Origin of the sequence: uncultured Stenotrophomonas sp., assembly GCF_945952405.1 — a bacterium.
In the GTDB taxonomy this organism is placed as follows: domain Bacteria; phylum Pseudomonadota; class Gammaproteobacteria; order Xanthomonadales; family Xanthomonadaceae; genus Stenotrophomonas.
Genome location: NZ_CAMFIA010000005.1, coordinates 87,115 through 113,257, shown reverse-complemented (window position 1 = coordinate 113,257; position 26,143 = coordinate 87,115). Strand labels below are relative to the sequence as shown.

Below are 26,143 nucleotides of genomic sequence, written 5' to 3'. Positions count from 1 at the left end.
TGCCATGACCGAGCCTGTTGCCATGTTCACCAAAGTCCTGATCGCCAACCGCGGCGAAATCGCCTGCCGCGTCATCGCCACCTGCCGCCGCCTCGGCATCGCCACGGTAGCGGTGTATTCCGATGCCGACCGCAGCGCACGCCATGTGCGCCTGGCCGACGAAGCGGTCCACATCGGCCCGGCCGCCGCGCGCGAGAGCTACCTGCGCGGCGATGCCCTGCTCGACGCCGCCCGTCGTACCGGCGCGCAGGCGATCCACCCCGGCTACGGTTTCCTGTCCGAGAACGCCGACTTCGCCGACGCCTGTGCGGCGGCCGGCATCACCTTCATCGGGCCGCCGGCCAGCGCGATCCGTGCGATGGGCGACAAGAGCGCGGCCAAGGCCCTGATGGCCAAGGCCGGCGTGCCGTTGACCCCCGGCTACCACGGTGACCAGCAGGCACCAGAGTTCCTGCGTGCGCAGGCCGACGGCATCGGCTATCCGGTGCTGATCAAGGCCAGCGCCGGCGGCGGCGGCAAGGGCATGCGCAAGGTCGAACGCAGCGAAGACTTCATCGACGCGCTGGCCAGCTGCCAGCGCGAAGCGGCCTCGGCATTCGGCAACGACCATGTGCTGGTGGAGAAGTACGTCGAGCGCCCGCGCCACATCGAGATCCAGGTGTTCGGCGACAGCCACGGCGAAGCGGTCTACCTGTTCGAGCGCGACTGCTCGGTACAGCGCCGCCACCAGAAGGTGCTGGAAGAAGCGCCTGCGCCGGGCATGAGCCCCGAACGCCGCGCCGCGATGGGCCAGGCGGCGGTCGATGCCGCACGCGCGGTGGGTTACGTCGGCGCCGGCACAGTGGAATTCATCGCCGGCCCGGATGGCGATTTCTACTTCATGGAAATGAACACCCGCCTGCAGGTCGAGCATCCGGTCACCGAGTACATCACCGGCACCGACCTGGTGGAGTGGCAGCTGCGCGTGGCCTCGGGCCAGCCATTGCCGCTGCGCCAGGATCAGCTGGCCATCCACGGCCATGCGATCGAAGCGCGCCTGTACGCCGAGGATGCCGACCGCGGCTTCCTGCCCTCCACCGGCACCCTGCGCCGCCTGCGCCTGCCGACCCCATCGGCCAACGTGCGCGTGGATACCGGCGTCGAAGAAGGCGACAGCATCACGCCGTACTACGACCCGATGATCGCCAAGCTGATCGTCTGGGACGTGGACCGCGAGGCCGCGCTGCGCCGCATGAGCCAGGCCCTGGCCGACTGCCAGGTGGTGGGCGTGACCACCAATGCCGGCTTCCTGCGCCGGCTGGTGAATACCGATTCGTTCAGCCACGCCAGGCTGGATACCGCACTGATCGAACGCGAGCAGGTGGCGTTGAGCGCGGTAGGCGACAGCGACGACGCGCGGTGGCTGCTGGCTGCAGTGGCGGCGGTGGCCAGCACCGCCAGCGCCGACCAGGATGCGCGCGACCCGCATTCGCCGTGGCAGGCACAGGACGGCTGGCGCCTTGGCGCGGCAGCGCCGCGCGTGCTGCCGCTGCAGCAGGGCGAACGCCGGCACACGCTGAAGGCATGGGCACAGGCCGACGGCTGGCGCGTGCAATGCGATGACGCCGCGCCGGTGACCGTGATCGGCACCGCCGACAGGCAGGGCCTGGTGGTGCAGCTGGAGGGCCGCCGCTGGTCGCTGCAGCTGCTGCACGAGGGCGACCAGCTGTACCTGTTCGGCGCCGATGGCCAGCATCGCTTCACCCTGCACGACCCGGTGGGCGAATCGGACCACGCCGCCGTCGATGCCGGCAGCCTGCTGGCACCGATGCCCGGCAAGATCGTGGCGACCCTGGTCGCGGCCGGCACCGAGGTCAAGCGCGGTACGCCGCTGGTGGTGCTGGAAGCGATGAAGATGGAACACACCCTGCAGGCGCCGGCTGACGGCACGGTCAAGGGCTACCGCGCCAAGGCCGGCGACCAGGTCGGCGACGGCGCGGTACTGGTCGATTTCGAAGCGGCCTGATGCGGCACCGACCGCGCGGGATCAACCCGCGCGGTCTTCGAGGTTCCAGATCACGCCCGCCGGGTCCAGCTCACTGGTGGTCATCTGCGAAGCGCGCCATCCGAAGCCGCAGACCGCGAGCACGCCCTCATTGATCGTATCGAGGCCCAGCGCGCGTTCAATCGGCTTTTCATTGATCGCTGCGGTGATGAAGGCACCGAGGCCGGCATCGGTCGCCGCCAGGTACAGGGTCTGCGACAGGTGCCCCGCCTCCATCGCGACCACCCGATAGCTCTTGCCATGCTGGCGATACTTCCAGTACGTCCTGTTGAAACGCGGGGACAGGATGACCAGCACATGCGCATCGGCGAACCAATGCTGCTGCCCGACCATGGACATCACGAAGTCGCGATCGATGGGCACCGGGCAGTCAACCGGCATCAACCCATGGCCCTGCGCCCGATAGAGGTACATGCCGGCGGCAAGCCCATCGACATTGCGCACCAGCACATAGGCTTCGACCGGATGCAGTCCACCGCCTGAAGGCACGTTCTTCTTCAGGAACACCAGATCATCGCCTTCGCGCTGGTATCCGGTACTGCCGAATGCACGTTGCAGCATCTGGCTCAACAGGGGCAGCGGCAGTGGCCGTGCACTGTCGAAGTTCCGGCACGTCACGCGCCGCGCAAGCAGTGCATCGAAATCGTTGGGTTGCATGGGTGGCAATGGCACCAGCCCTTCTTCCGTGGCTGCGGCATGCGAAGGCGGCGGGCCCAATGTCCTGCGCATCTGCGAGGCCGTTTCGATCTGCGATTCACGCATGTTGCGCACAGCATCGACGTCCTCCCAGCGCGAGAAGGCATGCATTACCGCGGCCAATGGATGCCAGTGCGTCGCGCGCAGCCGTTCATCCCGTGCGGCAGCATCGTCGTCCTGCCCGCGGGCCAGCACCAGGCCCGTGGCCATCAGCTGCTGCATCGCCGGCGAGCCGACCTGCCCTGGGTCAAGCGTGGTCCACGCACTTGGACTCACGCTGCCAAGCAATGCCTGGGCGGCAGCGTCCAGCAGCACCGGGGCATCCAGGTGCGGGGCCAGTGCTTCCCAGGCGAGCGTGCGCACCAGGCCATCGCCGCCACGCAGCAGGCCCTCAAGTTCAAACCGGATCTGCTCGGTGGGCTGTACCACCACGATCGCGCAGCGCCTGACATCCATCGAATCAATCATCCTTCATCGTGAATCCACGTTATCGAACCGCGACGGAATTCCTTTACATTCCAGTTCCGCACGCTCAAGAAGCGCCTCGCCGGGCCGACATCACCTCTGCCTCTCGACACTCCATGGATACACGACACAATGCCCACGTTGACGCTTTCGCTGCCGGTTGCCAAGACTCTGGTTCACCGCCTCGCCACCGATGACACCTTCCGCCAGCTCTTCGCCAGCGACACCGCCGCCGCGATCCTGCTGGCCGGACACGTTCCGTCCGATCCCGCCGAACTCCAGCAGTTCGTCCAGGATTGCTGCAAGAACATCTGCCTGGCGGAGAAGGACGTCATCGCACAGGCCGAAGACCAGATCATCGCCATGCTGACCAGTGGTACCGGCTACTCGGTGCCGATGCTCGAGGACGGTTACGGCGCGCCGCGCACGCTGCGCTGAGCCACCACCGGGTCGGTGCCGGCAGCACCTGCCGGCACCGCCGTGAGCTTCCGCACATCCACAACGTTGAGTGCCTGCAGGCAGAAACTGCACTGCGCTTCGGCGTACGCCAGCCCGGGGCGATCGCGCAGCCAGCGGGTCTGCTGCTGGGCGACATCGACCAGGCCGGCTTCCAGTGCCAGCTCGCGCACCGCCAACCGCACCTGCAGGCGCGGCTGCGTCTTCAACAGCGGCACCAGCAGGTCCAACGCTGGCCGGGGCTGACCTTCATGCTGCATCAGCCGCGCGGCCAGCAATGCGATGTATTGCCGCAGCACGCTGCTGTCGGGACGTTCCTGCAGCAGCTTCATCCTTGCCTGCACCGCTCTGGCCGGTGCCGCGTCACCCAGCCGCAACGCCAGCAGGGCTGCCGCGTGGGCCGCCACCAGGCGATCCACCGTCTCGACGGCCGGTTCGCCGCTCAGCCCGGCGAACGGCGCAGTGGCCGCCACCCGCGCGACAGCGAGCGCGTTGGATCTCCTGCCAGCCGTCATGTAGGCAACGGCAAGGGGCATATCGAAGTTGTATCGATCCATGCCCTGGCGCTGCCCGGCGTGCACCCGCCCCTGCTCGGCACGCCTGATCGCGCCCTCGATATCGCCCTGGTCCAGCGCAATCGTCGTCGCGAAATTGCCGGCGTGGAAATTGTCCGGAGCAATGCGCGCCAGCAGTGCATTGGCCTTTCCGAACTGACCACGCGCAGCGGCCACCGATGCCTGGCGCATCAGTGCACCCTCCCAGCCATTGCTGGCAGCACGGCTGAACGCGATATCGGCCTCGGCATAGCGCTCGCTCGCCAGCAATGCACGGCCGTACTGGTCCTGCGCGATCTCCGGGAGGTCGACCCTGCTCTGCGCAACCCGCCCGGAAAGCACCAGGGCCTCGGCAAAACGGTTTTCGTGGAACAGGTTCAGGCCGGCGTTGTAGCTTGCGGGCATGTAGTCCGGATACAGCTCGGCCATGCGCGCCCAACCGTCGGTGGCGCGATCCGGATCGCGGATCTGCAGCATCCAGTTCTGCACGTACAGGCGCTCGCGTGGCGTCAGGTGTGCCGAGCGACGGCGCGCCTCCTCCAGCAGGCGCGCGGCTTCGTGGTAGTTCATCGTGGCAAAGCGGCAACGGCTCTGGCCCAGCCAGGCCAGCGCAAAATCAGCATCGACCTGCAGCGCCTGCTCGTAGAACGCCATCGCACCGGTGAAGTCTCCGCGGCTGTAGCGCTTCTGGCCCAGCGCAAACGCGCGCAGTGCGTCCATGCTGCCCGTGGTCACCTCCGGCAGCGCCTGGCTGTCGCGCTGGATCAGCGTCGCCTCTTCGCCGAGGCGATCGCGCAGCTGGCGGGAAACATCGTCCACCGCGGCCAGCACCGCGCCGGCCTTGGCATCGGCCGATACCACCGCCAGGGTACGCAGGGTCGACGGTTCGACCACTTCCACACTGAAGCGGGTACGGCCGCCGATGTCGGTCGCCGAAGGCACGAACAACAGGCGTGCGCCGGTGCGCACTGCCACGGCGGCGGCATCGGTACGCTCGCGGACGCCACCATCCAGCGGCTTGCGCATCATTTCGAGGGTGCGCCCAACGCGGTCGTCGCTGACCACGTTGACGTAGCGGGACTGCTCGAGGCTGATCCGGAACGCCTGGTCCAGCGCATCGTCCAGCAACGGATTGCCGGTCAGGTTGCGCAGCCCGCCCAGCACCACCCAGTCGCGTTCGGCGAAGGCGATGGCCGGCTGCGGCCGGGTCAGCAGCCAGACCCCGAGCACGGCGGCCAGCAGTACCGCGGCCTGCGCCGCCATCGCCAGCGGACGGCGCCACAACGGCAGATCGCGCTGGGCCTTGGCCGTGTGCCGCAGCCGTCCCGGCGTCGGCATGTCCGCCGCCTGCACGCCAAAGACCTCGGCAGGCTGGCTGACCCCCTTGAAGCGCCAGCGCCCGAACGACCGCCACTGCAGGCCCTCGGCAGTGGCGCCCAATGCTGCGCTGGAGCGACGCACGATCGATTCGGCCACCGCCGACAGCAGGATCTGCCCCGGCTGCGCCAGCTGCATCAGACGCGCCGCCATCGGCTTGGCCAGCCCTTCGACCTCGATCGCCTTGGCGCCGGCCCGCACCGCCTCGGCGCTGTTTTCCCAGGTCAGCACATCGCCGACGTGCAGCCCGGCCCGCGCCTGCAGGCGGATCTCGCGTGCCTGCCCGAGCGGCTGCAGGCCGCGCTGGTAATCCAGGGCGAAGCCGAGCGCGTCGATCGGGCGCTCGAACAGCATGAACAGCCCATCGGAGCGATCGATCAGCTGGCCGTTCCAGCGCTGCTGCAGGGCCAGCACCAGCCGGTCGTGTTCCTGGAACAGTTCGGCGGCGGCGACATCGCCGATGCGTTCGACCAGCAGTAGCGAATCACACAGATCGGTGAACAGCAGCGCACGCAGTTGCTGGTTGTGCGGCGTCGACGTTCCGTTGTCGCCATTCATCGCCTCTGTCTCCCGATCAAGGTGTATCCGCTGCGTCCACCCAACGCAGGCAGTTGCCGCCATCGCGCTTGGCCTGGTACAGCGCGCGATCCGCGCTGGCATACCACTCGCTCCATCCCGCATCCGGCGCCAGCAGGCTGGCACCGATGCTGACCAGGCTCACATGCGGCGTGCCACTGCTGCGTTCCAGCAGTCCGTGCACCGCACTGAGGATGAACTCGGCCGCGTGCTGCACGATCTCATGGTTGCCACGGCGCAGGATCAGGCAGAACTCGTCGCCACCCAGTCGGCAGGCCAGGTCCTGTTCACCGGCCATCGAACGCAGGATGTTGCCCATGCTCTGCAGCACACGGTCGCCGGCCTGATGGCCGTGGCGGTCGTTGATCTGCTTGAAGCGGTCGCAATCGATCAGCAGCAGCGCCTGCGGCAGGCCATGGCTGTCGACGCGGCATTCCTGCAGGTACAGGGTCAGGCCGCGGCGGTTGTGCAGCCCGGTCAGTTCATCGGTACGCACCAGCTCACGGGTATGGGTCAGCTGGTGGGTGGTGATGTACAGGTTGTCCAGCGCGGTTTCCAGGTCATGGTTGCGCCGGCGCAGCTGGCTGATCAGGGCCTGTTCGTTGGTCAGCACGCGCATGATCGTGCGGCGCAGGAAGTAGGCGACCAGGCCGGGATCGGATTCGACCAGGCGATGGAAGTCGGCCGGGCCCAGTTCCAGGATCTCGCAGTCGACCAGGGCGCGTGCGCTGGCACTGCGCGGATGATCGCCGACCAGCAGCCCCAGCTCACCGAAGAACTCGTGCTGGCCGAGCGTCTTGATCACCAGGTCCTCGCCGAAGTCCAGTTCGATCTGGCCTTCCAGGATCACGTACATGCGCTCGCCACGGTGTCCACGCTGGAACAGCCACTGTCCGGCATGAAGCTTGCATGGGCGGGCGAATCTGGCGAACAATGCGACCTCGGCATCGGACAGCAGCGCATGCACGATCTCGGCCATCGCCACCCGGGCGATACCTGACGTCACATCACTGTTCTCGGCCGCACCCCTGCCGGTCATTCCCTGCACCCGCCGCCAGCGTCCCCTGGTGAGCCGCGGAGCATAGCATCGCTTTAAAATGTGCGCCCTATCTCATTTTGAGCCTTGCGACCCTCATCTCCAATGTGAAGAGGCGCGCTGGCCGTTCTGGTCGTCGTTGTCCGCATAAAAGTCGTTCCGGATCAACCTCATGGCCACCTTCACAGGGTTTCGGCCAAATTGCCGCAGGCAGGGTGCGCCGGATTGACGCTGCCTGCGTTCGGCGCGGTTCCATCGATACAACAACGCCGGCAGGTCCCCCGACCGGCCGGCGTTGTCTGGCCCTTCCCTGGCCCCCCTGATCGTTCTGGACCCCGGTAGTGCCGGCCGCTGGCCGGCTGCCTTGCGGCGCCCGGGCATCACGTGATTGCCGGCCAGCGGCCGGCACTACTGCATCAGGCGGCGCGTTCGCTGCGCCCGCCGTGGAACTGCTCTTCCTCGGTCGAGCCGGTCAGCGCGGTGGTCGACGACTGGCCCTGCTGGATCGCCTGGGTGACCGCATCGAAGTAGCCGGTACCGACCTCGCGCTGGTGCTTGACCGCGGTGAAGCCACGCTCGGCCGCTTCGAACTCGGCTTCCTGCAACTCGACGAAGGCGCTCATCTGGCGGCGTGCATAGCCGTGGGCCAGGTTGAACATGCCGTAGTTCAGCGCGTGGAAACCGGCCAGGGTGATGAACTGGAACTTGTACCCGTAGCTGCCCAGTTCGCGCTGGAACCTGGCGATGGTGGCGTCGTCCAGGTTCTTCTTCCAGTTGAAGCTGGGCGAGCAGTTGTAGGCCAGCAGCTTGCCCGGGAACCGGGCATGGATCGCCTCGGCGAAGCGGCGCGCGAACTCCAGGTCCGGCTTGCCGGTCTCGCACCACACCAGATCGGCGTAAGGCGCGTAGGCCAGGCCGCGGCTGATCGCCTGGTCCAGGCCGTTGCGGGTCTTGTAGAAACCCTCGACGGTGCGCTCGCCGGTGGTGAACGGCCGGTCGTTGCCGTCGATATCGCTGGTCAGCAGATCGGCGGCCTCGGCATCGGTGCGCGCCACCAGCAGGGTCGGCACGCCCAGCACGTCGGCCGCCAGGCGCGCGGCGTTGAGCTTCTCGATGGCCTCGCGGGTCGGCACCAGCACCTTGCCGCCCATGTGGCCGCACTTCTTCACCGAGGCCAGCTGGTCTTCGAAGTGCACGCCGGCGGCACCGGCCTCGATCATCGCCTTCATCAGTTCGAACGCGTTGAGCACGCCGCCGAAACCGGCCTCGGCATCGGCCACGATCGGCTGCAGGAAGTCGATGTCGTCCTTGCCTTCGGCGTGATGCAGCTGGTCCGCACGCAGCAGCGTGTTGTTGATGCGCTTGACCACCGCCGGCACCGAATCGGCCGGGTACAGCGACTGGTCCGGATACATCTGCCCGGCCAGGTTGGCGTCGGCAGCGACCTGCCAGCCGGACAGGTAGATCGCCTTCAGCCCGGCCTTCACCTGCTGCATGGCCTGGTTGCCGGTCAGCGCACCCAGCGCATTGACGAACTCGCGCTCATGCAGCGATGCCCACAGCTTTTCCGCGCCCAGGCGGGCCAGCGAATGCTCGATGTGGACGGTGCCGCGCAGGCGCACCACGTCGGCCGCGGTGTAGTTGCGCTGGATGCCTTCCCAACGCGGGTTGGTATCCCAGTCGTGCTGGATCTGTTCGGCAGTGGGCAGCTTGCTCATGTCTTTCTCCAGTTCGGTTCGTGCGTGCAGCGGGGAGGGAAACGGCAGGAAACGCGGGCAGGCGATCAGTCGATGCGCGCGTAGGCCGGCAGGGTCAGGAAATCGGTCAGTTCGGTACTGCGGCTCAGTTCGCCAAGCAGGGCGATGGCTTCGCCGATGCGGGCGCCACCGGGCAGCGCGGCGGTGTCGCCCAGCCGTGCCGGCAACTGCGCCAGCGCGGAATCGAGCAGGGCCAGGTCGATCGCGGTGCCGTCATCGAGCTGCTGGCCGGGCGTGTGCAGCCACTGCCACAGCTGGCTGCGGCTGATCTCGGCGGTGGCCGCGTCCTCCATCAGGTGATGGATCGGCACGCAGCCGTTGCCATCCAGCCATGCCGCCAGGTAGCGCACGCAGACTTCCACGTTGCCTTCAAAGCCGGCGCGGGTGATCGTGCCCGGCGGGCGCGCGATCAGCTCATCGCGACCAACGCGCACATCCTGGCGCAGCACCGCGTGCTGGTTGGCGCCGGGCATGTGCTCGTCGAAGATCGCCATCGCCACCGGAATCAGTGCCGGGTGTGCCACCCAGGTGCCATCGTGACCGGCACTGACCTCGCGCAGCTTGTCGGCGCGCACGCGGGCCATCGCCTGCTCGTTGGCGGCGACATCGTTGTTGATCGGGATCTGCGCGGCCATGCCGCCCATCGCATGCGCACCACGGCGGTGGCAGGTCTGGATCAGCCGTTCCGAATAGGCCTTCAGGAACGGCTGGGTCATGGTCACCTGGCCACGTTCGGGCAGCACGCGGTCGGCGTGGCGGCGGAAGGTCTTCAGGTACGAGAAGATGTAATCCCAGCGCCCGCAGTTCAGGCCGACGATGCGGTCGCGCAGCGCGTGCAGGATCTCGTCCATCTCGAACACCGCCGGCAGCGTTTCGATCAGCACGGTCACCTTGATCTGGCCGTGCGGCAGGCCGAGCATGCCCTCGATGTGCGACAGCGCGGTCTCCCACAGCGCCGCCTCTTCCATGCTCTGCAGCTTGGGCAGGTAGAAGTACGGGCCACGATCCTTCGCCTGCAGGGTGCGGGCATTGTGGAAGGCGAACACCGCAGCATCGAACAGGCCACCGGCAATGAACTGGCCGTCGATGCGCACGTGCTTCTCGTCCAGGTGCCAGCCGCGCGGGCGCACGATCAGCACCGCCTGTTCGTCGTAGGGACGCAGGCTGTAGTGCTTGCCCGCCTTGCCGTTGGAGGCCGGTGCGGTGTACTCGAGGTCACCGCGCACCGCCGCTGCCAGCGATTGCTGGCCAGCCAGCAGGTTGCGCCAGGTCGGCGAGGTCGAATCCTCGAAGTCGGCCATGAACACCTTGGCGCCGGAGTTCAGCGCGTTGATGACCATCTTGGGGTCGGTCGGGCCGGTGATCTCGACGCGACGGTCCTGCAGCGCGGCCGGCAACGGGGCCACGCGCCAGTCGCCGCTGCGGATCGCAGCGGTGTCCTCGCGGAAGTCCGGCAGGCCGCCCTGGTCAAAGAACGCCTGGCGCTCGCGGCGGGCCTGCAGCCGTGCCTGCCGCCCCGGTTCCACCGCGCGGTGCAGCGACACCAGCAGGGCCAGCAGCGGCGCCGGCAGCAGGGTGTCCTGGCCGGCCACGCGGGTCGCCAGGGCGATGCCGGGAGTGGCCTTGCTGGCAGGGGTGGGAACAGCGGAAGCGACGGCGGACATGGGGCGACTCCAGCAGTGGGGGAACGCCTCCACGGTGCCGCCGGGGCCGAGTATTTGGCAAAACAGTTTTTGCAATGTCCTACATAAATTGTGCTAATACTTATGACACGATGACCACACGCAAGCCGCCAAGTCCTCGTTTTTCCTACAAATCCGACCGGCTGAAGCCCCTGCGCGCGTTCTGCCAGACGGTGCGGCTGGGCTCGGTCTCACGGGCGGCTGAGGCACTTTTCGTCAGCCAGCCGGCGATCAGCCTGCAGCTGCAGGCGCTGGAACGGGAGCTGGGGGTGCCGCTGTTCGAGCGCAGCGGGCGTCGCCTGGTGCCCAGCCGCGAGGGCCAGCTGCTGTATGAGATGGCGCAGCCCCTGGTCGAGAACCTGGATGGACTGGAGGCGCGCTTCCGCGACAAGGTGCGCGGCCTGGACGCGGGCGAGCTGAACATCGCCGCCAACAGCTCGACCATCCTGTACCTGCTGCCGAAGATCGTCGAACGATTCCGCCTGCACCATCCGGACGTTCGCCTGACCCTGCACAACGCGATCAGTGCCGATGGCACCGACCTGCTGCGCGAGGACGCCGCCGACCTGGCGATCGGCTCGATGACCGATGTGCCCGCCGATCTCAGCTACGCGCCGGCCTACCGCTTCGAGCAGGTGCTGATCGCGCCGCATGACCATCCACTGGCCAGCGGCGGCGAACTGGAACTGGCTGACATCGCGCGCTATCCGCTGGTGCTGCCGCCGAAGCGGCAGATCACCTACCGCCTGGTCGACCAGGTGTTCCAGCGCCACCGCATCGCCTACACGGTGGCGCTGGAAGTGGGCGGCTGGGAAGTGATCAAGCAGTACGTGGCGATGGGCATGGGCATTTCGATCGTGCCGGCGCTGTGCCTGAACGAGGCCGACCGCGAGCGATTGGCGGCGCGCTCGATGAAGCGCTGGTTCCCCGAACGCAGCTACGGGGTGATCGTGCGCCGCGGCAAGGCGTTGTCGACGCAGGCACGGGCGTTCATCGAACTGATCCAGCCGGAGCTGTTCAGTCCGCGCGACTACGACCAGAGCGGGCATTCGGAGCGCTGAAGGGGTTACGGCAGGGCTGCGCCCTGCACCTGCCGAAGCTGAAGCAACAGCAGAAGCCGGCTATCCGTGGGTTGGCGAGGTGTCGACCTTGGTCGACACGGTAGATCCACGCCATGCGTGGATGACGATTCCGGGCGTCGGGCTGGATAGACTGGCCCCATGTCCATCGAACTCCGCCACCTGCGTTACTTCCTTGCCGTTGCCGATACGCTGCACTTCGGCCAGGCCGCCGAGCGGCTGGGCATGTCGCAGCCGCCGCTCAGCCAGCAGATCCGCCAGCTGGAAGCACTGCTCGGTGCGCGCCTGTTCGTGCGCAGCCATCGTCGCGTGCAGCTGACGCCCGCAGGCGAGCTGCTGCAGGCGCGCGCGCGCTCGATCGTGCTGCAGGTGGAAGCGGCGGTGGACGAGGTGCAGCGCGCGCAGCGCGGCGAGCAGGGCGAGCTGCGCATCGGCTTGACCCGGGCCACGCCGCTGTCTCCGCAGATACCGCGTTCGATCCTGCAGTACCGCCAGCGCTATCCGCAGGTGCGGCTGCAGCTGAGCGAGATGAACACCCTGCAGCAGATCGATGCCCTGCTCGATGGCAGCCTGGACGTGGGCATCATCCGCAAGCGCGCCTTGCCGCCGGAGCTGGTCGCGCACAGCCTGTTCGTCGATCCGCTGGCGTTGATCGTGCATGCCGGCCACCCTGCCCTGCGCAGGCTCTCGAAGCAGGGCACGCTGTCGCTGCGCGACTTCGCGCAGGAGCCGTTCGTCGCCTTCCGCCGCACCGCGGGCGCCGGCATCCATGACCACATGATCGCGCTGTGCGCGGCGGCCGGCTTCACCCCGCGCATCGTGCAGGAGGCCGGCGAAGCCTCGACCCTGATCAGCCTCGCGGCCGCAGGTCTGGGCGCGGCGATCCTGCCTTCGTCGTGCGACCACATCCGGGTGGAAGGTGCGCGCTTCGTGGCGCTGGCCGATGCCGGCGCACATTCGGAGGTACAGCTGGCGTGGCATCGCGAAGGCGTCACGCCGCTGATCCGCAATTTCGCCGGGCTGCTGCGCGAGGCGTTTGCCGAAGGGTGAGCGTGCAACCAACCCGGTAGTGCCGGCCGCTGGCCGGCATGCTGACCCAAGCAGAGTTGCCGGCCAGCGGCCGGCCCTACCGTACGCGTTGGATCACGCGGTGACCGGCTGCGGCGCACGCTGCTGCAGCGCCCAGACGATGCCACCCCCGATCAGGGTCAACACGGCGGCAAACAGGCACACGCCCAGCCAGTCCCACGCCGCATAGGCCAGCCCGCCTACGCCACCCAGCACACTGGACCCCAGGTAATAGGCGAACAGGTACAGCGCCGAAGCTTCGGCGCGCATCGCGCCGGCGCGGCTGCCGACCCAGCTGCTGGCCACCGAATGCCCACCGAAGAAGCCGAAGGTGACCAGTGCGATGCCCACCGCCATCGTGCCCAGCCACGGCATCGCCAGCAGCGCGATGCCCGCAGCGATCAGCGCGAACGAGATCGACAGGATGCGGCCGCGGCCATGGCGCGTGGCCTGCTGGCCCATCCACGCCGAGCTGAAGGTACCCACCAGGTACACGCTGAAGATCAGCCCGACCACGGTCTGGCTGAGGTGGTAGGGCGGCGCCAGCAGGTGGTAGCCGAGATAGTTGTAGAGGGTGACGAACACGCCCATCAGCACGAACGAGGTGGCGAACAGCCACGGCAGGCCCGGGTCGGCGAACAGCAGGCGCCAGCGCGACGGCAATTCCCGCAGGCCGCCGCGGCGGGCATGGAAATGGCGCGAGTGCGGCAGCTGCAGCCACAACAGCACGGTGCTGGCGATGGCGATGATCGAGACCACGCCGATGCCCCAGCGCCAGCCCCAGTGGTCGGCGATGATGCCGGCCAGCAGGCGCCCGCTCATGCCACCGATGGCGTTGCCCCCGATGTACAGGCCCATCGCCAAGCCCAGCGCGCGGCTGTCCATCTCCTCCACCAGGTAGGTCATTGCCACCGCCGGCACGCCGCTCAGCGCCAGGCCCAGCAGGGTGCGCAGCACCAGCAGCGTGGCCCAGTCATCCACCAGTGCCGTGCACAGTGACAACATCGCTGAGGCCAGCAAGGCCGCGATCATCAACGGCCGGCGGCCGACCGCGTCGGAGAGCAGGCCGGCCAACAGCATCGCCACGGCCAGGGTGCCGGTGGTCAACGACAGCGACATCGCACTGCCGGCAGCGGAGACCCCGAAGTGACGGCTGAATTCCGGCAGCAGCGGCTGCACGGTGTACAGCAGGCCGAAGGTGGAGAAGCCGGCCAGGAACAGCGCCAGCGCGGTGCGGCGGAAGGCCGGCGTGCCCTGCTGGATGCGGGTCTCGGTGCCGGGCTCGACAGTAGCAGGGCGGCGCTCGATGGCCGCCGCGGTTTCGCCAGTCATGGGATCGATGGGCCGTTGGGGGCGGCCGGGCGTGGGAGGGAACGGGCCCCAGACTAGGCCCGCCCATCCAGTCGATCCATAACCCGATAGGTCAGGATCGATACGTGAAACGTATCAATTCAGGTTACAGGCGCTGCCACTCGAAACCGTCGCCGCGGCGGTAATACACCGCCACTGCGCGGCCATAGACCTTGCCGGCGTCGACGAAGCCGAAGAAGCGGCCGTCGAAGCTGTTGCCGCGATGGTCTCCCAGCACCAGCACCTTGCCGGCCGGCACCACCAGATCGGCGATGTCCGGGCCACCGCCCATGTCCAGATCGAGGCTGGCACGGCGCTGGCCGAAGGCCTCCACGTCCTGCAGGTCGGCAATCTGCAACGGCTGGCCGTTGATGCTCAGGTGGCCCTCGTGCAGCTGCACGTGGTCACCGGCCACCGCCACCACGCGCTTGATCAGGCGGGTGCCGTCGGCCGGTGAATCGAACACCGCCACTTCGCCGCGCTGCGGGGTACCGGTTGCCATCAGTTCGTGGTGGGTGAACGGTAGCCGCAGGCCGTAGGCGCGCATGTCCACCACCACCCGGTCACCGGGTTGCAGGGTCGGCTGCATCGAACCACTGGGCACCACGTAGTGGTTGGCGAGGGTATCGCGGGCAGCGGCGAGCAGGCCAAGCATCACCAGCAGCGGCAATGCCTCCTTCTTCAGCCAGGCCAGTGCGCGTTCGGCGAAGGGGGGGCGGGCAACAGCATCCATGGCAGGCTCCGAACAGGTAGTAGCGCTATCAGACCACATCCTGGCGCAGGAGGTTCCCGCACCTGGATCCTGTAGAGCCGAGCCCATGCTCGGCTCCACAAGAGCAGGCCTATCGAAGCATTACGCAGCTTTTACGCCGGCCGCGGGGGGCGGGCATCGCACCTTTACGGCCCGCGCGCGCATCGTGTGCCCACCGCGCCACAGGGCGCATTCCGCAAGGTGTTGTATGACCCTCCTGGTGATCCGCCACGCGTCTCCGTCGGCGCCGCGCCCGCAGCTGCCGGCGCAGCTGTCCGGCCACCGCGTGCTGTGCAGCGACTGCGCCAGCCTGTCCGAAGTACGCCAGTGCCTGTGCCAGCCGCAGGCGCACTCGGCCGACTGGGTGCTGCTGGATGTCGGTGCCGCCGACGAGGCGCAATGGCAGGCCGAGGGCGGCGCGTTGCAGGCGGCGCTGGAACGGCTGCCGGCGCAGTACATCGAGCTGCAGGCCCCCAGCGAACCCGGCCTGGAGGCGCGCCTGCGCCTGCAGCACGGCCCGGCGGCCGTGGTGGTTGACCAGCGCAGCCAGCAGGCCGGCTATCCGCTGTCGCTGGCCATCGTCGGCCGCCGCCTGGCGCAGGAGGGCTGAGCCATGTCGATCTTCATCATCCGCGGCCCGGAAGCGGCCGGTGCGCTGATCCGTACCGCGATGCCGCTGCCGGCACCGGTGCTGAAGTCGCTGGTGCATCGTGCGATCGATGCCGGCACCAGCGTCGCGATCCGTGCCTGCGGTTCGGAACAGGAACTGCTGGATGCGCTGCGCGTGGCCGACCACAGCCGTGGCGAGGTGACGCTGCTCGATCCCGGCGCGTGCGCCAACAGCCTGCGCCTGCAGCGCCTGCTGCCCTACCTGCACAACGCCTACGTGGAAGTGCATGACGACGGTGCGGTGGCCGAACCGTGCCTGCCGGCCGGCGTCGGCCAGCGCCTGGGCATTGCCGCCGGGTATGGCGCGCAGAGCTACGTGCTGGCGCTGGACATCGCGCTGGATCACCTTGGCCTGGCCGAGCAGGCCAACCGCGTGCACGTGGGGACGTGACCCGCTTCTGTAGAGCCGGGCCATGCTCGGCTGGCGCTGGCGGGGGCGGGGCGCATCAGCCGAGCATGGGCTCGGCTCTACAGACAGACAGAATGAAAAACGGCGGGGTTTCCCCCGCCGTTTTCATCTTCGTTACTTCAGCCCGCGGAACTTCAGCAGCGGTTCCACCGACGGATCCTTGCCGCGGAAATCGCGGTACAGGGTCGACAGCTCCACGCTGTTGCCGCGCGAGAGGATCTTGTCGCGGAACTCCTGGCCGTTGGCGGCCGTCAGGCCACCGTGCTCGGTGAACCACTGGTAGGCATCGTGGTCGAGCACCTCCGCCCAGAAGTAGGCGTAGTAACCGGCCGAATAGCCACCGCCCCAGATGTGGTCGAAGTAGGTGGTGCGGTAACGCGGCGGCACCTGCGGCAGGTCGACCTTGAACTTCTTCAGTGCGCTGGCTTCAAACGCACCGACATCCTGCAGCGGCGCATCGGCCTTCTGCGTGTGCCAGGCCAGATCCAGCAGCGCGGCCGACAGGTACTCGGTGGTGGCATAGCCCTGGTTGAAGCTGCGCGCCTTGAGGATCTTGTCGACCAGTTCCTGCGGCATCGCCTCGCCGGTCTTGTAGTGCTTGGCGTAGTGGGCGAATACCTTCGGGTCCAGCGCCCAGTGCTCGTTGAACTGCGACGGGAACTCGACGAAGTCACGCGAGGTGGCGGTACCGGCGATCGACGGGTACTTCACGTTCGAGAACATGCCGTGCAGCGCATGGCCGAACTCATGGAACATGGTGGTGACGTCGTCGAAGCTGATCAGCGCAGGCTGGCCGGCGGCCGGCTTGGTGAAGTTGCAGACGTTGTAGACCACCGGCTTGGCACCGGTCAGGCCGTCCTGCTCGACGAACACGTCCATCCAGGCGCCGCCGGACTTGCTGTCACGCTTGAAGTAGTCGGTGTAGAACAGGGCCAGCGAAGTGCCGTCCTTGTCGAACACTTCGTACACCTTCATGTCCGGGTTGTAGGTCGGAATGTCGTTACGCGGCTTGAAGGTGATGCCGTACAGCTGGGTGGCGGCGTAGAAGACGCCGTTCTGCAGCACGTTGTCCAGTTCGAAATACGGCTTGATCTGCGACTCGTCCAGGTCGTACTTGGCCTTGCGCACCTGCTCGGCATAGAAGTCCCAGTCCGACGCGGCCACCTGGAACCCGCCCTTCTGCGCGTCGATCACCTTCTGGATCTCGCCGGCTTCGGCACGGGCCTTGGCGGTGGCGGCCGGCACGGTGTCGGTCAGCAGCTTGAGCGCGGTGGCCGGGGTCTTGGCCATCTGGTCGCCCAGCTGGTAGTCGGCGAAGGTGTCGAAGCCGAGCAGCTTGGCCTTCTGCGCACGCAGCTGGGCCAGGCGCTGCACGGTCTGCCGGGTATCGTTGGCATCGCCACGCTCGGCGCGGGTTTCCGAAGCCTTCAGCACGGCGGCGCGCTGGTCGCGGTCGCTCAGCGAGCCGAGTACCGGCTGCTGGGTGGTGTTCTGCAGCGGCAGCAGGAACTTGCCATCCAGCTTGCGGTCCTTGGCAGCGGCCGCAGCGTTGTTGATCGCATCTTCGTCCAGGCCGGCCAGCTTGGCCTTGTCATCGACGACAACGGCGGCGGCGGCGGTGGCGGCCACCAGGCGGGTGTGGAACTGGGTGGAGAGGGTGGTCTCTTCCACGTTGAGTTTGCGCAGGGTCGCCTTGTCGGCGTCGGACAGCTGCGCACCGGCGCGCACCAGGCCGTCGTAGTAATGCTCGACCAGGCGCTTCTGCACCGGATCCAGCTCCAGCGTGTCACGCTGGTCGTACAGCGACTTCACACGCGCGAACAGCTTCGGATCGAGGTTGATCTCGTCCTGGTGCGCGGCCAGCTTCGGCGCTACTTCTTCCTGGATCTTCTGGCGTGCATCGTTGGTATCGGCCTGGACCAGGCCGAAGAAGATGCGCGACACGCGGTTCAGGGTCTCGCCGCTGCGCTCCATCGCCACGATGGTGTTGTCGAAGGTGGCCGGTTCGCTGCTGTCGGCGATCTTGCGCACGTCGGCCAGGTGCTGGCGCATGCCTTCCTCGAAGGCCGGCAGGTAGTCGCTGTCCTTGATCTTGTCGAACTGCGGCGCCTGGAACGGCAGCGTGCTGGCGCTCAGCAGCGGGTTGGTCGAGGCTTCGGCCGGCTGCTGGGCCGGGGCTTTCTGGGCTTCGGACACGGGGGTGGACTCCTTGCCGGAACAGGCCGCCAGCGCCAGGCTGATGGCGGCGGCCAGGACTACGGTACGCGACATGTAAAACGCTCCTTGGGCAGACGGTACGGAATACCAGCCCTCCACCCTACTCCTGTCGCGCTCGCCCGGCATGTGCCGGACGTGGCGTCTATGCGGCGGCCTGCGGCCGCTTCAGACCGTGCCGCGGGTCTTGCCGATCCACGGCCGGTAGAACTCGCGGATGGCAGCCATGTCGGCCACGTCGTCGCCGCTCGGCGTGAACAGCGGGCCGATGCCGATGGTCTTTTCCGGGTAATGGAAATACGCGGCCAGGATCGGCACGTCGGCCATCCGCGCGATCTTCAGGAAGCCGGCCTTCCAGTCCTTCACGGCCTTGCGGGTGCCCTCGGGCGTGATCGCGAACCACATCTTCTCGTTGTTGCGCAGCAGGTCCACGGCCTGGCCGACGGTGCCCTGCGGCGAACTGCGGTCCAGCGGGATCACGCCCAGCTTGTGCAGCAGCGGGCCCAGCGGCCACCAGAACAGCGAAGCCTTGCCCAGTACCTTCACCTTCATGCCCAGCGCGATCTTGGCCGCCATGCCCCACAGGCCGTCCCAGTTGGACGAGTGCGGGGCGATGATGAAGACCAGCCGGGGGATGTCAGGCAGGGTGCCGGTCACCTTCCAGCCCCCCATACGCAGGGTGCAGCGCGCCAGCCAGCGCAGGAAGGCGTTGGGTTTGACCTGCGGCATCTGCGGCGGTACGGCCGGCAGCAACGGAGTCGGGTTGTTCAAGCAATCACTCCCAGTCACGTGATGAGCGCCCACGCTTGATCTGTGCGCGCCCGCGTTTGGCGTCCAGACGACGCAGTTTCGACCCGAGGGTCGGCTTGGTGGCCTTGCGCGGTTTGGGCACGCTCAGCCCGGCCTGGATGAAGGCCGCCAGCCGCTCGCGCGCATCCTCGCGATTGCGATCCTGGGTACGGAAACGTTGCGCGTCGATGACCAGCACGCCTTCGCCGGTCATGCGCCGGTCGCGCCGCGCCAGCAGGCGCGCACGCAACGGTTCGGGCAACGAGGGCGAGTTGGCCACGTCGAAACGTAGTTCCACCGCGGTGGAGACCTTGTTGACGTTCTGGCCGCCAGCACCGCTGGCACGCACGAACCGCTCGACGATCTCGCCGTCGGGGATTTCAAGCTGCGCGCTGATGGTGACCGGTCCACTGCCCATCCGCGCATTGTAGCGGCAGCCACGCACCGGAGTGCGGCATCTCGCGCCGTATGCCGCCGATCAGGTGCCGAACACGCCGCCTTCGCCTTGGCTGCGGGTATGCTGGCCGTCCCATGTACCGCAGGAAGCCCGCATGACCCGCACCGCACCCGCCCTGCCGTCCCTGCTGCGCCGCGCCGCCCTGCTGCTGGCGCTGGCCGTGGCCAGCGTTCCGGCCCTGGCTGCGCCGCCGACCGACGGCGACATCAACCGCCTGCTGTCGGCCTCGCGCGCGCAGAGCATGATCGACACCATGCTGCCGCAGATCGAGGCGATGCAGCAGCAGCAGTTCCAGCAGGTGGCCGCCCAGCGCCAGCTCAATGCCCAGCAGCAGGAGCAGCTGAAGCGGATCCAGGCGCGGACCAGCCAGACCCTGCGCCAGGCGTTGTCGTGGCAGCAGCTGCGGCCGATGTACGTGGACCTGTACAAGAAGACCTTCAGCAAGGAAGACGTGCTGGCGATGGCCGAGTTCTACGAGAGCGCCGCCGGCCAGAGCCTGCTGGACAAGACCCCGGCCCTGATGCAGAACGTGATGGTGGCGATCCAGGCCCGCATGCAGCCGCTGTTCGCGGACCTGCAGAAGGACCTGGAAGCGATCGTCAACGAGCCGGAAAAGAAGTAGGACGGTTAGCTGCGGCCGGATCCCTTTCCTGACCGGAAAGGGGTCTGATCCCAATCCGGGCGAATGCCGCTATGCTCGCGTTCCCATGTACTGCAGGACGCTCCGCATGATCCGTTTCCTCACCGGCCAGCGCCGATCGCGGCACCGCCTCGTCATCGCGATGACGATGCTGCTGGCAGCCTCCCCCGTGTTCGCCACCCCCGCCTCGGAAGCCGACGTGGATCGCCTGCTGACCGCCTCGCGTGCGGAGGCCATGATCAACTCGGTCCTGCCGCAGCTGCTTGCCGCACAGCAGCAGCAGGTGGAACAGCAGCTCTCGGGGCTCGACTTCATGCCGCAGCAGCTGGAACTCATCCGCCGCTTCCAGGCAACGAACGTCGATACGGTCACCCGCGCAATGGCCTGGAAGGAAGTGCGCCCGATGTATGTCGATCTCTACCGGGACGCGTTCAGCCGCGAGGAGATCCTCGCCATATCGGCGTTCTACGAGAGCCCGATCGGCCACGCCATGCTCGACAAGACCCCGGCACTGATGCAGAAGTCCATGGAGTTGAACATCGCCCGGTTGCAGCCGTTGATGGCCGACATGCAGAAGCGGCTGCAGGCCGTGCTGCTGGAGGCTGCACTGCTGAAGGAACCCGCGCAGGACAAATGACGCCCGCGCGCGGTGCGCGGCCGGCAAGCGCAGCCGAGCGTGGGCTCGGCGCTACAGGTCCGGGCTCCAGCCGAACAGATCCAGCGCCTTCAGGAACTCACGGTCCAGCGGCGCGCTTACATCCACCGTGCCACCGTCCGGATGCGGGAAGCGCAGCCGCTCGGCGTGCAGCAGCATGCGGTGCACGCCCTGCATGCGGAAGATGCGGTTGTGGCGGCCATCGCCGTGGCTGGTGTCGCCGATCATGTGGTGCGAAAGGTGCTTGAGATGCCGGCGGATCTGCCGGAAGCGCCCGGTCTGCGGCTGGCAGCGCAGCAGTGCATAACGCGAGCGGGTGAACTCGCCGACCGGCACCGCCAGCTCGCCGGTAGCCAGGCGCTGGAAGTCGGTGATCGCCGGCTTCTTCACCGGCTTGCCCGGGCCTCCGTCGAGGTCGTGGTCGACCCGCCAGGACAGCTCGGCCGGCCAGCCGCGGCAGACGGTCAGGTAGTCCTTGGCCACTTCGCCTCCCATCAGCGCCTTGCCCAGCGCGCTGGCGCTGTCGCGGTCGAAGGCCAGCAGCAGGCAGCCGCTGGTCGCCCGGTCCAGGCGATGCACGAGGAAGATCGGGCGGCCCAGCTGCTCGCGCAGGCGGTCGGCCAGGAAGTCGTCTTCGCCACGGGCCAGCTTGCTGTCGTGGACCATCAGCCCGGCGGGCTTGTTGACCACGGCCAGGCGCTCATCCAGATGCAGCAGCTGCAGGGGCGCGGTTTCGGTCTCGACCGCGGCGAGGGTGTCAGGTTCGGTACTCACCGCAGGATTATACGGGTGCCCTGATCGGGGTCAGATCCCTTTTCCTGTGGAAAAAGGATCTGACCCCATGTCGGGCCGGCACCCGTCAGGCGTTGCGCACCGCCAGCAGCTCGCCGTTGCCCACCGGTACCAGGCTGGTATCGAAGGCCGGATCGGCATCCAGCAACGCGCGCAGCGGTGCCATCTGCGTGGCGTGCGAGGTGGCGTTGTCCACCACCAGCAGCCCGCCCGGGCGCAGCACGCGCCGCAGCTGCGGCCACCAGCCTGCGTACTGCCCGCGGTCCGAATCGAGGAACAGCAGGTCGATGCTGGCGTCGGCGGCCTGCAGCAGCCACGGCCCGGCATCGGCGTGGACCAGCGTGATGTGGGCGCCCAGCCCACTGCGCGCGAACGTGGCGCGCGCCATCGCGACCTTGTCTTCGGCGTACTCCAGCGTGGTCACATGGCCATCGATGGCGGCGGCGGCCTCGGCCAGCCACAGCGTCGAGTAGCCGTTGGACGTACCGATTTCCAGCACCCGCCGTGCCTGGCCGAAGCGCACCAGCACCGACAGGAATTCGCCGGTATCGGCCGTGATGTTGAGCATGCGGCGATCGCGCTCACTCTCGCGTGCGTCGTTGTCGGCGCCGAAGCGGGCCAGCTCGTCCTTCAGCGCCTGCAGCACGGGATCTACTTCCACCATGCGCGGAGCAGCGCCACCACGCCCACCGCACCGGACAGCCAGCTCCACATCGGCAGATCGCCCCAGTACCAGCCCGGTGGCTGCACGACATACATCAGCGCGGCAATGGCCAGCAGGCCGACCCCGGTGATCGCACCCACCGCGCGCTTCTGCAGCCGCTGCAGGCTGGCGTCGAGCGCCACCAGGTCGCGCGAGCGCATCGCCAGCTCGTGGCGGCCTTCCACCTGCTGGGTCAGCCAGGCGTGGACCAGGCGCGGCATGTCCGGTGCATGGGTCATGATTTCCGGCAGGCGCTTGCCGAGCTCGCGCACCACCCGGCGCGGGCTGTAGCGCTCGCGCAGGATCTTCGCCAGCACCGGCTTGGCCACCGCCCAGATGTCGATCTGCGGATCCAGCTGGCGGCCGACACCTTCGATGTTCAGCAGGGTCTTCTGCAGCAGGATCAGCTGCGGCTGCAGGGTCAGCTGGTAGCGCTGCGCCACGCGGAACAGCTTCATCAGCACTTCGGCCAGCGAGATCTGCGACAGCGGACGGGTGAAGTACGGCTCGCACACCGAACGTACCGCCGCTTCCAGATCGTCGATGCGCACGTGGTCGGGCATCCAGCGCGCCTGCACGTGCAGCTCGGCGATGCGGCGGTAATCGCGGTTGAAGATGGCCATGAAGTTCTCGGCCAGGTAGTACTGATCTTCCTGCGAGAGCTGGCCCATGATGCCGAAGTCCAGCGCGATGAAGCGCGGGTTGGCACGGCGCGCCGGATCGGTGTCGACCCAGATGTTGCCGGCATGGGCATCGGCGTGGAAGAAGTTGTCGCGGAACACCTGGGTGTAGAACACCCGCACGCCCTTGGCGGCCAGTGCCTTGCGGTCGATGCCGGCCTGGTCCAGCGCGGCGATGTCGTCGGAGGGGATGCCCCACACCCGTTCCAGCGTCAGCGCGCGCTCGGCGGTGTGGCTCCAGATCACTTCCGGCACGTACAGGTCGTCGGAGTTCTCCCAGAAGCGGCGCAGCACGCTGGCATTGGCACCTTCGCGCTGCAGGTCCAACTCGGCCGCCAGGGTGTTCTCGACTTCGGCCACCACTTCGCGCGGGCGGATCTTGTCGGCGCGCGGATGGGTGCGCTCGACCAGCGCCGCCAGCGAATTGAGCAGGGCGATGTCGGCGTCGATCTGCTTCTCGATACCGGGGCGCAGCACCTTGACCACCACCTGGCGGCCGTCGGCCAGCGTCGCCGCGTGCACCTGGGCGATCGAGGCCGAGGCCAGCGGTTCGGTGTCGAAGCTGGCGAATGCCTCGCTGACCGGCAGGCCGAGCGCTTCCTCGACGATGCGGCGCGCGGTATCGCCATCGAACGGCTTGACCCGGTCCTGCAGCAGGGTCAGCTCATTGGCCACGTCCGGCGGTACCAGGTCGCGGCGGGTCGACAGGATCTGGCCGAACTTGACGAAGATCGGGCCGAGATCCTGCAGCGCCAGGCGCAGGCGCGCACCACGCGATTGTGCGGCGATGCCGGCCGAAGCACGCGGCACGAAGGGCTTGGCCAGGCGCAGCCAGCGCTCGGCCGGCGTGCCCTGCAGCAGGTCGTCGAGGCGGTAGCGCAGGATCACCCGGCCAATGCGGCTGGCCCGCAGCACGGCCTTCATGCGGCACCCCGCAGGCGCTGCACGCGTGCGCCGAGGCGCTCGACGTCATCACGCAGCACATCCACGTCGTCGTGGAACGCATCCAGTTCGGCACGCGGCACCACATCGCGCGATTCCTCGGTGATGAATTCGGCAGCGCTGTGGGCAAGGTCGATCGCCCCTTGGCGCGCATGCTGCAGGGCGCTGCGCAGGGTGTTGGCGACCTGCACGCCCAGCACTTCACCGAACACGCTGACGAACGGCTGCTGCCAGTCCGGGTCGAAGCCCTTGGCCAGCTGCTGCAGGCGGCGCGCCAGTTCGGCGTCACCGGCCACGCGCACGCGGCCCTTGCCGTTGCTGTCGCCACGGCGCGCGTTGGCCAGCAACGGCAGCTGCGCCAGCACGCCGGCCAGGCTGCTGCGCACGGCCAGGTCGGCTTCCTGCGCGTCCACCGGGCCCACCCGCAGCTGCTCGCCGTCAACGCTGATGCGCATGGCCAACGAGGGCGCATCCAGGGTCAGGTCGATATGCCGGCCATCGAGGCTGGCCAGCGCATGGCGGGTATCCGGATCCAGCGCCAGCGCGCGGTTCAGGGCGATCTGCAGGGCACGGCCAGCGACCGGCTTGAGGGACTTGAGCAGGGAAAGAGCCATGTGCCCATTCTACCTGCGTGGATGGCAGGCTTGGGCCGGGCCGCCGCCCGGCACCCGCAGAGGCACCGGCCTCTGGCCGGCAAGATCAACATCAAACGCCGGCTTCCCGTGGGGGAGGCGAGGTGGGTCCGGTGGTTCATCTGTGCCTCACCTGAGCGGCAATGGAAGGTTCATGCTGTACGGCCACGCAACGCACAGGACACTGCAATTCCCATGGCACGGACCCGGGTCGGCATCATCTTCGGCGGCAAGTCCTCCGAGCACGAAGTTTCACTGCAGTCGGCGAAGAACATCCTCGACGCACTCGACAAGGAGCGCTTCGAGCCGGTGCTGGTCGGCATCGACAAGCAGGGGCAATGGCACCTGAGCCAGCCGGATACCTTCCTGATCAACGCCGATGATCCCTCGCGCATCGCGCTGCATCGTTCCGGCACCTCGCTGGCGGTGCGCCCGGGTGCCGAGCAGGCGCAGCTGCAGCCGTCCGACGCAGCCGCTGGGCTCGGCCAGATCGATGTGGTGCTGCCGATCGTGCATGGGCCGCTGGGTGAGGATGGCGCGCTGCAGGGCCTGCTGCGCATGGCCAACCTGCCCTTTGTCGGTTCACCGGTGCTGGGCTCGGCGGTGGCCATGGACAAGGACGTGACCAAGCGCCTGCTGCGCGATGCCGGGCTGCAGGTGGCACCGTGGCTGTGCATCCGCCGCCACCAGGCAGCGGCGGTCGAGGCCGATGCGGTGATCGCGCAGCTCGGCCTGCCGCTGTTCGTGAAACCGGCCAACCAGGGTTCTTCGGTGGGCGTGAGCAAGGTCAAGGACGCGGCCGGTTTTGCCGCGGCGCTGGAGCTGGCGCTTCGCTACGACCACAAGGTGCTGGTGGAATCGGCGGTAGTCGGCCGCGAGATCGAGTGCGCGGTGCTGGGCAACGAGCAGCCACAGGCCAGCGTGTGTGGCGAAGTGGTGCTGCACGACGAGTTCTACGCCTACGACACCAAGTACATCAACGCCGATGGCGCCGAGGTGGTAGTGCCGGCGGATATCGATGCGGCCACCCAGGCCCGGATCCAGCAGGTCGCGTTGCAGGCCTACCAGGTGCTGGAGTGCGCGGGCATGGCGCGGGTGGACGTGTTCCTCACTGCAGGCGGCGAGATCGTCATCAACGAGGTCAATACGCTGCCGGGCTTCACCCGGATCAGCATGTACCCGAAGTTGTGGGGAGCCAGCGGCGTGGACTACACCACGCTGATCACCCGCCTGATCGAACTGGCACAGCAGCGCCACGCGGCGGATCGTTCGCTTCTGTAGGGCCGGGTTCTGCCGGGTCGCTGTGCCGACCAACGGCCGGCACCCACCGGGGAACATCACCCACCGGGGGAAACAAGGCCGGGCAACGGTCGGCAACGATCGGGGAACATGGCCGACCAAGGTCGGCATCTACCGGCAGCACAGTGCCGGCCACCGGGCCGGCACTGTTCCGGGTTTTTCTAGCCGCGCTTGCGGAACATCGAGATCACCGCCAGCACCAGGAAGATCACGAACAGGATCCAGGCGATGTTGCTGGCGGCGCCGGCGATGCCGGAGAAGCCGAGCACGGCGGCGATGATGGCGATGACGAAAAAGATGACGGCGTAATGCAGCATGGCGCTCCTCGCAGATGTCCGGGCCGTTGGATGGCGTGGGTCCATCCTCCCGAT

24 protein-coding genes are annotated in these 26,143 nt (G+C 67.7%); 9 read left to right on the top strand and 15 right to left on the bottom strand.

The features are described 5' to 3' along the window. Positions 1-22 precede the first annotated feature (22 nt). Positions 23-2,005, top strand: coding sequence for an acetyl/propionyl/methylcrotonyl-CoA carboxylase subunit alpha (locus Q0P60_RS06965; protein ID WP_294990199.1), 1,983 nt, complete (start codon positions 23-25; stop codon positions 2,003-2,005). Between the two features lie 21 nt (positions 2,006-2,026). On the opposite strand, the gene Q0P60_RS06960 is transcribed toward Q0P60_RS06965, so the two are convergent. Continuing rightward, complete coding sequence (locus Q0P60_RS06960; protein ID WP_294990196.1) at positions 2,027-3,196, bottom strand: putative peptide maturation dehydrogenase; 1,170 nt, start codon at positions 3,194-3,196, stop codon at positions 2,027-2,029. Positions 3,197-3,337: 141 nt separating this feature from the next. On the opposite strand from Q0P60_RS06960, the gene Q0P60_RS06955 reads away from it, so the two are divergent. Beyond that, entirely contained in the window at positions 3,338-3,643 is a 306-nt protein-coding gene (locus Q0P60_RS06955) for an NHLP-related RiPP peptide (RefSeq protein ID WP_180853073.1), read from the top strand. Here Q0P60_RS06955 and Q0P60_RS06950 read toward each other — a convergent pair. The 4 genes from Q0P60_RS06950 to aceB form a co-directional block, all read right to left on the bottom strand. Then, complete coding sequence (locus Q0P60_RS06950; RefSeq protein ID WP_294990189.1) at positions 3,616-6,150, bottom strand: putative peptide modification system cyclase; 2,535 nt, start codon at positions 6,148-6,150, stop codon at positions 3,616-3,618. The genes Q0P60_RS06955 and Q0P60_RS06950 overlap by 28 nt on opposite strands. A gap of 16 nt (positions 6,151-6,166) precedes the next feature. Continuing rightward, complete coding sequence (locus tag Q0P60_RS06945) at positions 6,167-7,207, bottom strand: GGDEF domain-containing protein (RefSeq protein ID WP_294990186.1); 1,041 nt, start codon at positions 7,205-7,207, stop codon at positions 6,167-6,169. A 413-nt stretch (positions 7,208-7,620) separates the two neighbouring features. Next, complete coding sequence (aceA, locus tag Q0P60_RS06940; RefSeq protein WP_294990183.1) at positions 7,621-8,922, bottom strand: isocitrate lyase; 1,302 nt, start codon at positions 8,920-8,922, stop codon at positions 7,621-7,623. A 65-nt stretch (positions 8,923-8,987) separates the two neighbouring features. Next, entirely contained in the window at positions 8,988-10,625 is a 1,638-nt protein-coding gene (gene aceB / locus Q0P60_RS06935) for a malate synthase A (RefSeq protein ID WP_294990181.1), read from the bottom strand. A gap of 110 nt (positions 10,626-10,735) precedes the next feature. On the opposite strand from aceB, the gene Q0P60_RS06930 reads away from it, so the two are divergent. Both Q0P60_RS06930 and Q0P60_RS06925 read left to right on the top strand, forming a co-directional pair. Then, positions 10,736-11,704, top strand: coding sequence for a LysR family transcriptional regulator (locus Q0P60_RS06930; RefSeq protein ID WP_294990178.1), 969 nt, complete (start codon positions 10,736-10,738; stop codon positions 11,702-11,704). Positions 11,705-11,863: 159 nt separating this feature from the next. After that, complete coding sequence (locus Q0P60_RS06925) at positions 11,864-12,772, top strand: LysR family transcriptional regulator (RefSeq protein ID WP_294990175.1); 909 nt, start codon at positions 11,864-11,866, stop codon at positions 12,770-12,772. A 93-nt stretch (positions 12,773-12,865) separates the two neighbouring features. Here Q0P60_RS06925 and Q0P60_RS06920 read toward each other — a convergent pair whose 3' ends face one another. Beyond that, the gene (locus tag Q0P60_RS06920) at positions 12,866-14,122 is read right to left on the bottom strand and encodes an MFS transporter (protein WP_294990172.1); all 1,257 of its coding nucleotides are present in this window, start codon (positions 14,120-14,122) and stop codon (positions 12,866-12,868) included. A 124-nt stretch (positions 14,123-14,246) separates the two neighbouring features. Next, complete coding sequence (lepB, locus tag Q0P60_RS06915; RefSeq protein WP_294990168.1) at positions 14,247-14,873, bottom strand: signal peptidase I; 627 nt, start codon at positions 14,871-14,873, stop codon at positions 14,247-14,249. A gap of 226 nt (positions 14,874-15,099) precedes the next feature. On the opposite strand from lepB, the gene Q0P60_RS06910 reads away from it, so the two are divergent. Together Q0P60_RS06910 and Q0P60_RS06905 are read left to right on the top strand one after the other, a co-directional pair. Further along, positions 15,100-15,501 carry a hypothetical protein gene (locus Q0P60_RS06910; RefSeq protein ID WP_294990165.1) on the top strand — a complete coding sequence of 134 codons (402 nt, stop codon included), beginning with the start codon at positions 15,100-15,102 and terminating at the stop codon, positions 15,499-15,501. Between the two features lie 3 nt (positions 15,502-15,504). Then, positions 15,505-15,951: a 3-dehydroquinate dehydratase gene (locus Q0P60_RS06905; protein ID WP_004153636.1), complete on the top strand. Its 447-nt coding sequence runs from the start codon at positions 15,505-15,507 to the stop codon at positions 15,949-15,951. Positions 15,952-16,083: 132 nt separating this feature from the next. On the opposite strand, the gene dcp is transcribed toward Q0P60_RS06905, so the two are convergent. The 3 genes from dcp to arfB all read right to left on the bottom strand — a co-directional run bounded on the left by dcp (position 16,084) and on the right by arfB (position 19,390). Next, positions 16,084-18,240: a peptidyl-dipeptidase Dcp gene (gene dcp / locus Q0P60_RS06900; protein ID WP_294990160.1), complete on the bottom strand. Its 2,157-nt coding sequence runs from the start codon at positions 18,238-18,240 to the stop codon at positions 16,084-16,086. Between the two features lie 111 nt (positions 18,241-18,351). Beyond that, positions 18,352-18,954, bottom strand: coding sequence for a lysophospholipid acyltransferase family protein (locus Q0P60_RS06895; RefSeq protein WP_099606050.1), 603 nt, complete (start codon positions 18,952-18,954; stop codon positions 18,352-18,354). A 4-nt stretch (positions 18,955-18,958) separates the two neighbouring features. Beyond that, positions 18,959-19,390 carry an alternative ribosome rescue aminoacyl-tRNA hydrolase ArfB gene (gene arfB, locus Q0P60_RS06890; protein WP_005420755.1) on the bottom strand — a complete coding sequence of 144 codons (432 nt, stop codon included), beginning with the start codon at positions 19,388-19,390 and terminating at the stop codon, positions 18,959-18,961. Positions 19,391-19,523: 133 nt separating this feature from the next. Here arfB and Q0P60_RS06885 point away from each other — a divergent pair, with 133 nt between their 5' ends. Further along, positions 19,524-20,051 (top strand): DUF2059 domain-containing protein, encoded by a 528-nt coding sequence (locus Q0P60_RS06885; protein ID WP_010487093.1) that lies wholly within the window; start codon positions 19,524-19,526, stop codon positions 20,049-20,051. A gap of 106 nt (positions 20,052-20,157) precedes the next feature. Beyond that, the gene (locus Q0P60_RS06880) at positions 20,158-20,706 is read left to right on the top strand and encodes a DUF2059 domain-containing protein (protein WP_294990152.1); all 549 of its coding nucleotides are present in this window, start codon (positions 20,158-20,160) and stop codon (positions 20,704-20,706) included. Positions 20,707-20,757: 51 nt separating this feature from the next. On the opposite strand, the gene Q0P60_RS06875 is transcribed toward Q0P60_RS06880, so the two are convergent. The 4 genes from Q0P60_RS06875 to Q0P60_RS06860 all read right to left on the bottom strand — a co-directional run bounded on the left by Q0P60_RS06875 (position 20,758) and on the right by Q0P60_RS06860 (position 24,455). Continuing rightward, positions 20,758-21,498 carry a pseudouridine synthase gene (locus Q0P60_RS06875; RefSeq protein WP_294990149.1) on the bottom strand — a complete coding sequence of 247 codons (741 nt, stop codon included), beginning with the start codon at positions 21,496-21,498 and terminating at the stop codon, positions 20,758-20,760. Between the two features lie 85 nt (positions 21,499-21,583). Continuing rightward, positions 21,584-22,180 carry an O-methyltransferase gene (locus Q0P60_RS06870; RefSeq protein WP_294990146.1) on the bottom strand — a complete coding sequence of 199 codons (597 nt, stop codon included), beginning with the start codon at positions 22,178-22,180 and terminating at the stop codon, positions 21,584-21,586. Beyond that, positions 22,168-23,823: a ubiquinone biosynthesis regulatory protein kinase UbiB gene (gene ubiB, locus Q0P60_RS06865; protein WP_294990143.1), complete on the bottom strand. Its 1,656-nt coding sequence runs from the start codon at positions 23,821-23,823 to the stop codon at positions 22,168-22,170. The genes Q0P60_RS06870 and ubiB overlap by 13 nt, the downstream gene beginning before the upstream one ends. Then, on the bottom strand, positions 23,820-24,455 hold the full coding sequence (locus tag Q0P60_RS06860) for an SCP2 sterol-binding domain-containing protein (RefSeq protein WP_294990140.1): 636 nt from the start codon (positions 24,453-24,455) through the stop codon (positions 23,820-23,822). The genes ubiB and Q0P60_RS06860 overlap by 4 nt, the downstream gene beginning before the upstream one ends. Before the next feature lie 213 nt (positions 24,456-24,668). On the opposite strand from Q0P60_RS06860, the gene ddlA reads away from it, so the two are divergent. After that, positions 24,669-25,754: a D-alanine--D-alanine ligase gene (ddlA, locus tag Q0P60_RS06855; protein WP_294990137.1), complete on the top strand. Its 1,086-nt coding sequence runs from the start codon at positions 24,669-24,671 to the stop codon at positions 25,752-25,754. Between the two features lie 179 nt (positions 25,755-25,933). Here ddlA and Q0P60_RS06850 read toward each other — a convergent pair whose 3' ends face one another. Next, positions 25,934-26,089 carry a DUF1328 domain-containing protein gene (locus Q0P60_RS06850; RefSeq protein ID WP_049429804.1) on the bottom strand — a complete coding sequence of 52 codons (156 nt, stop codon included), beginning with the start codon at positions 26,087-26,089 and terminating at the stop codon, positions 25,934-25,936. Positions 26,090-26,143: the final 54 nt, after the last annotated feature.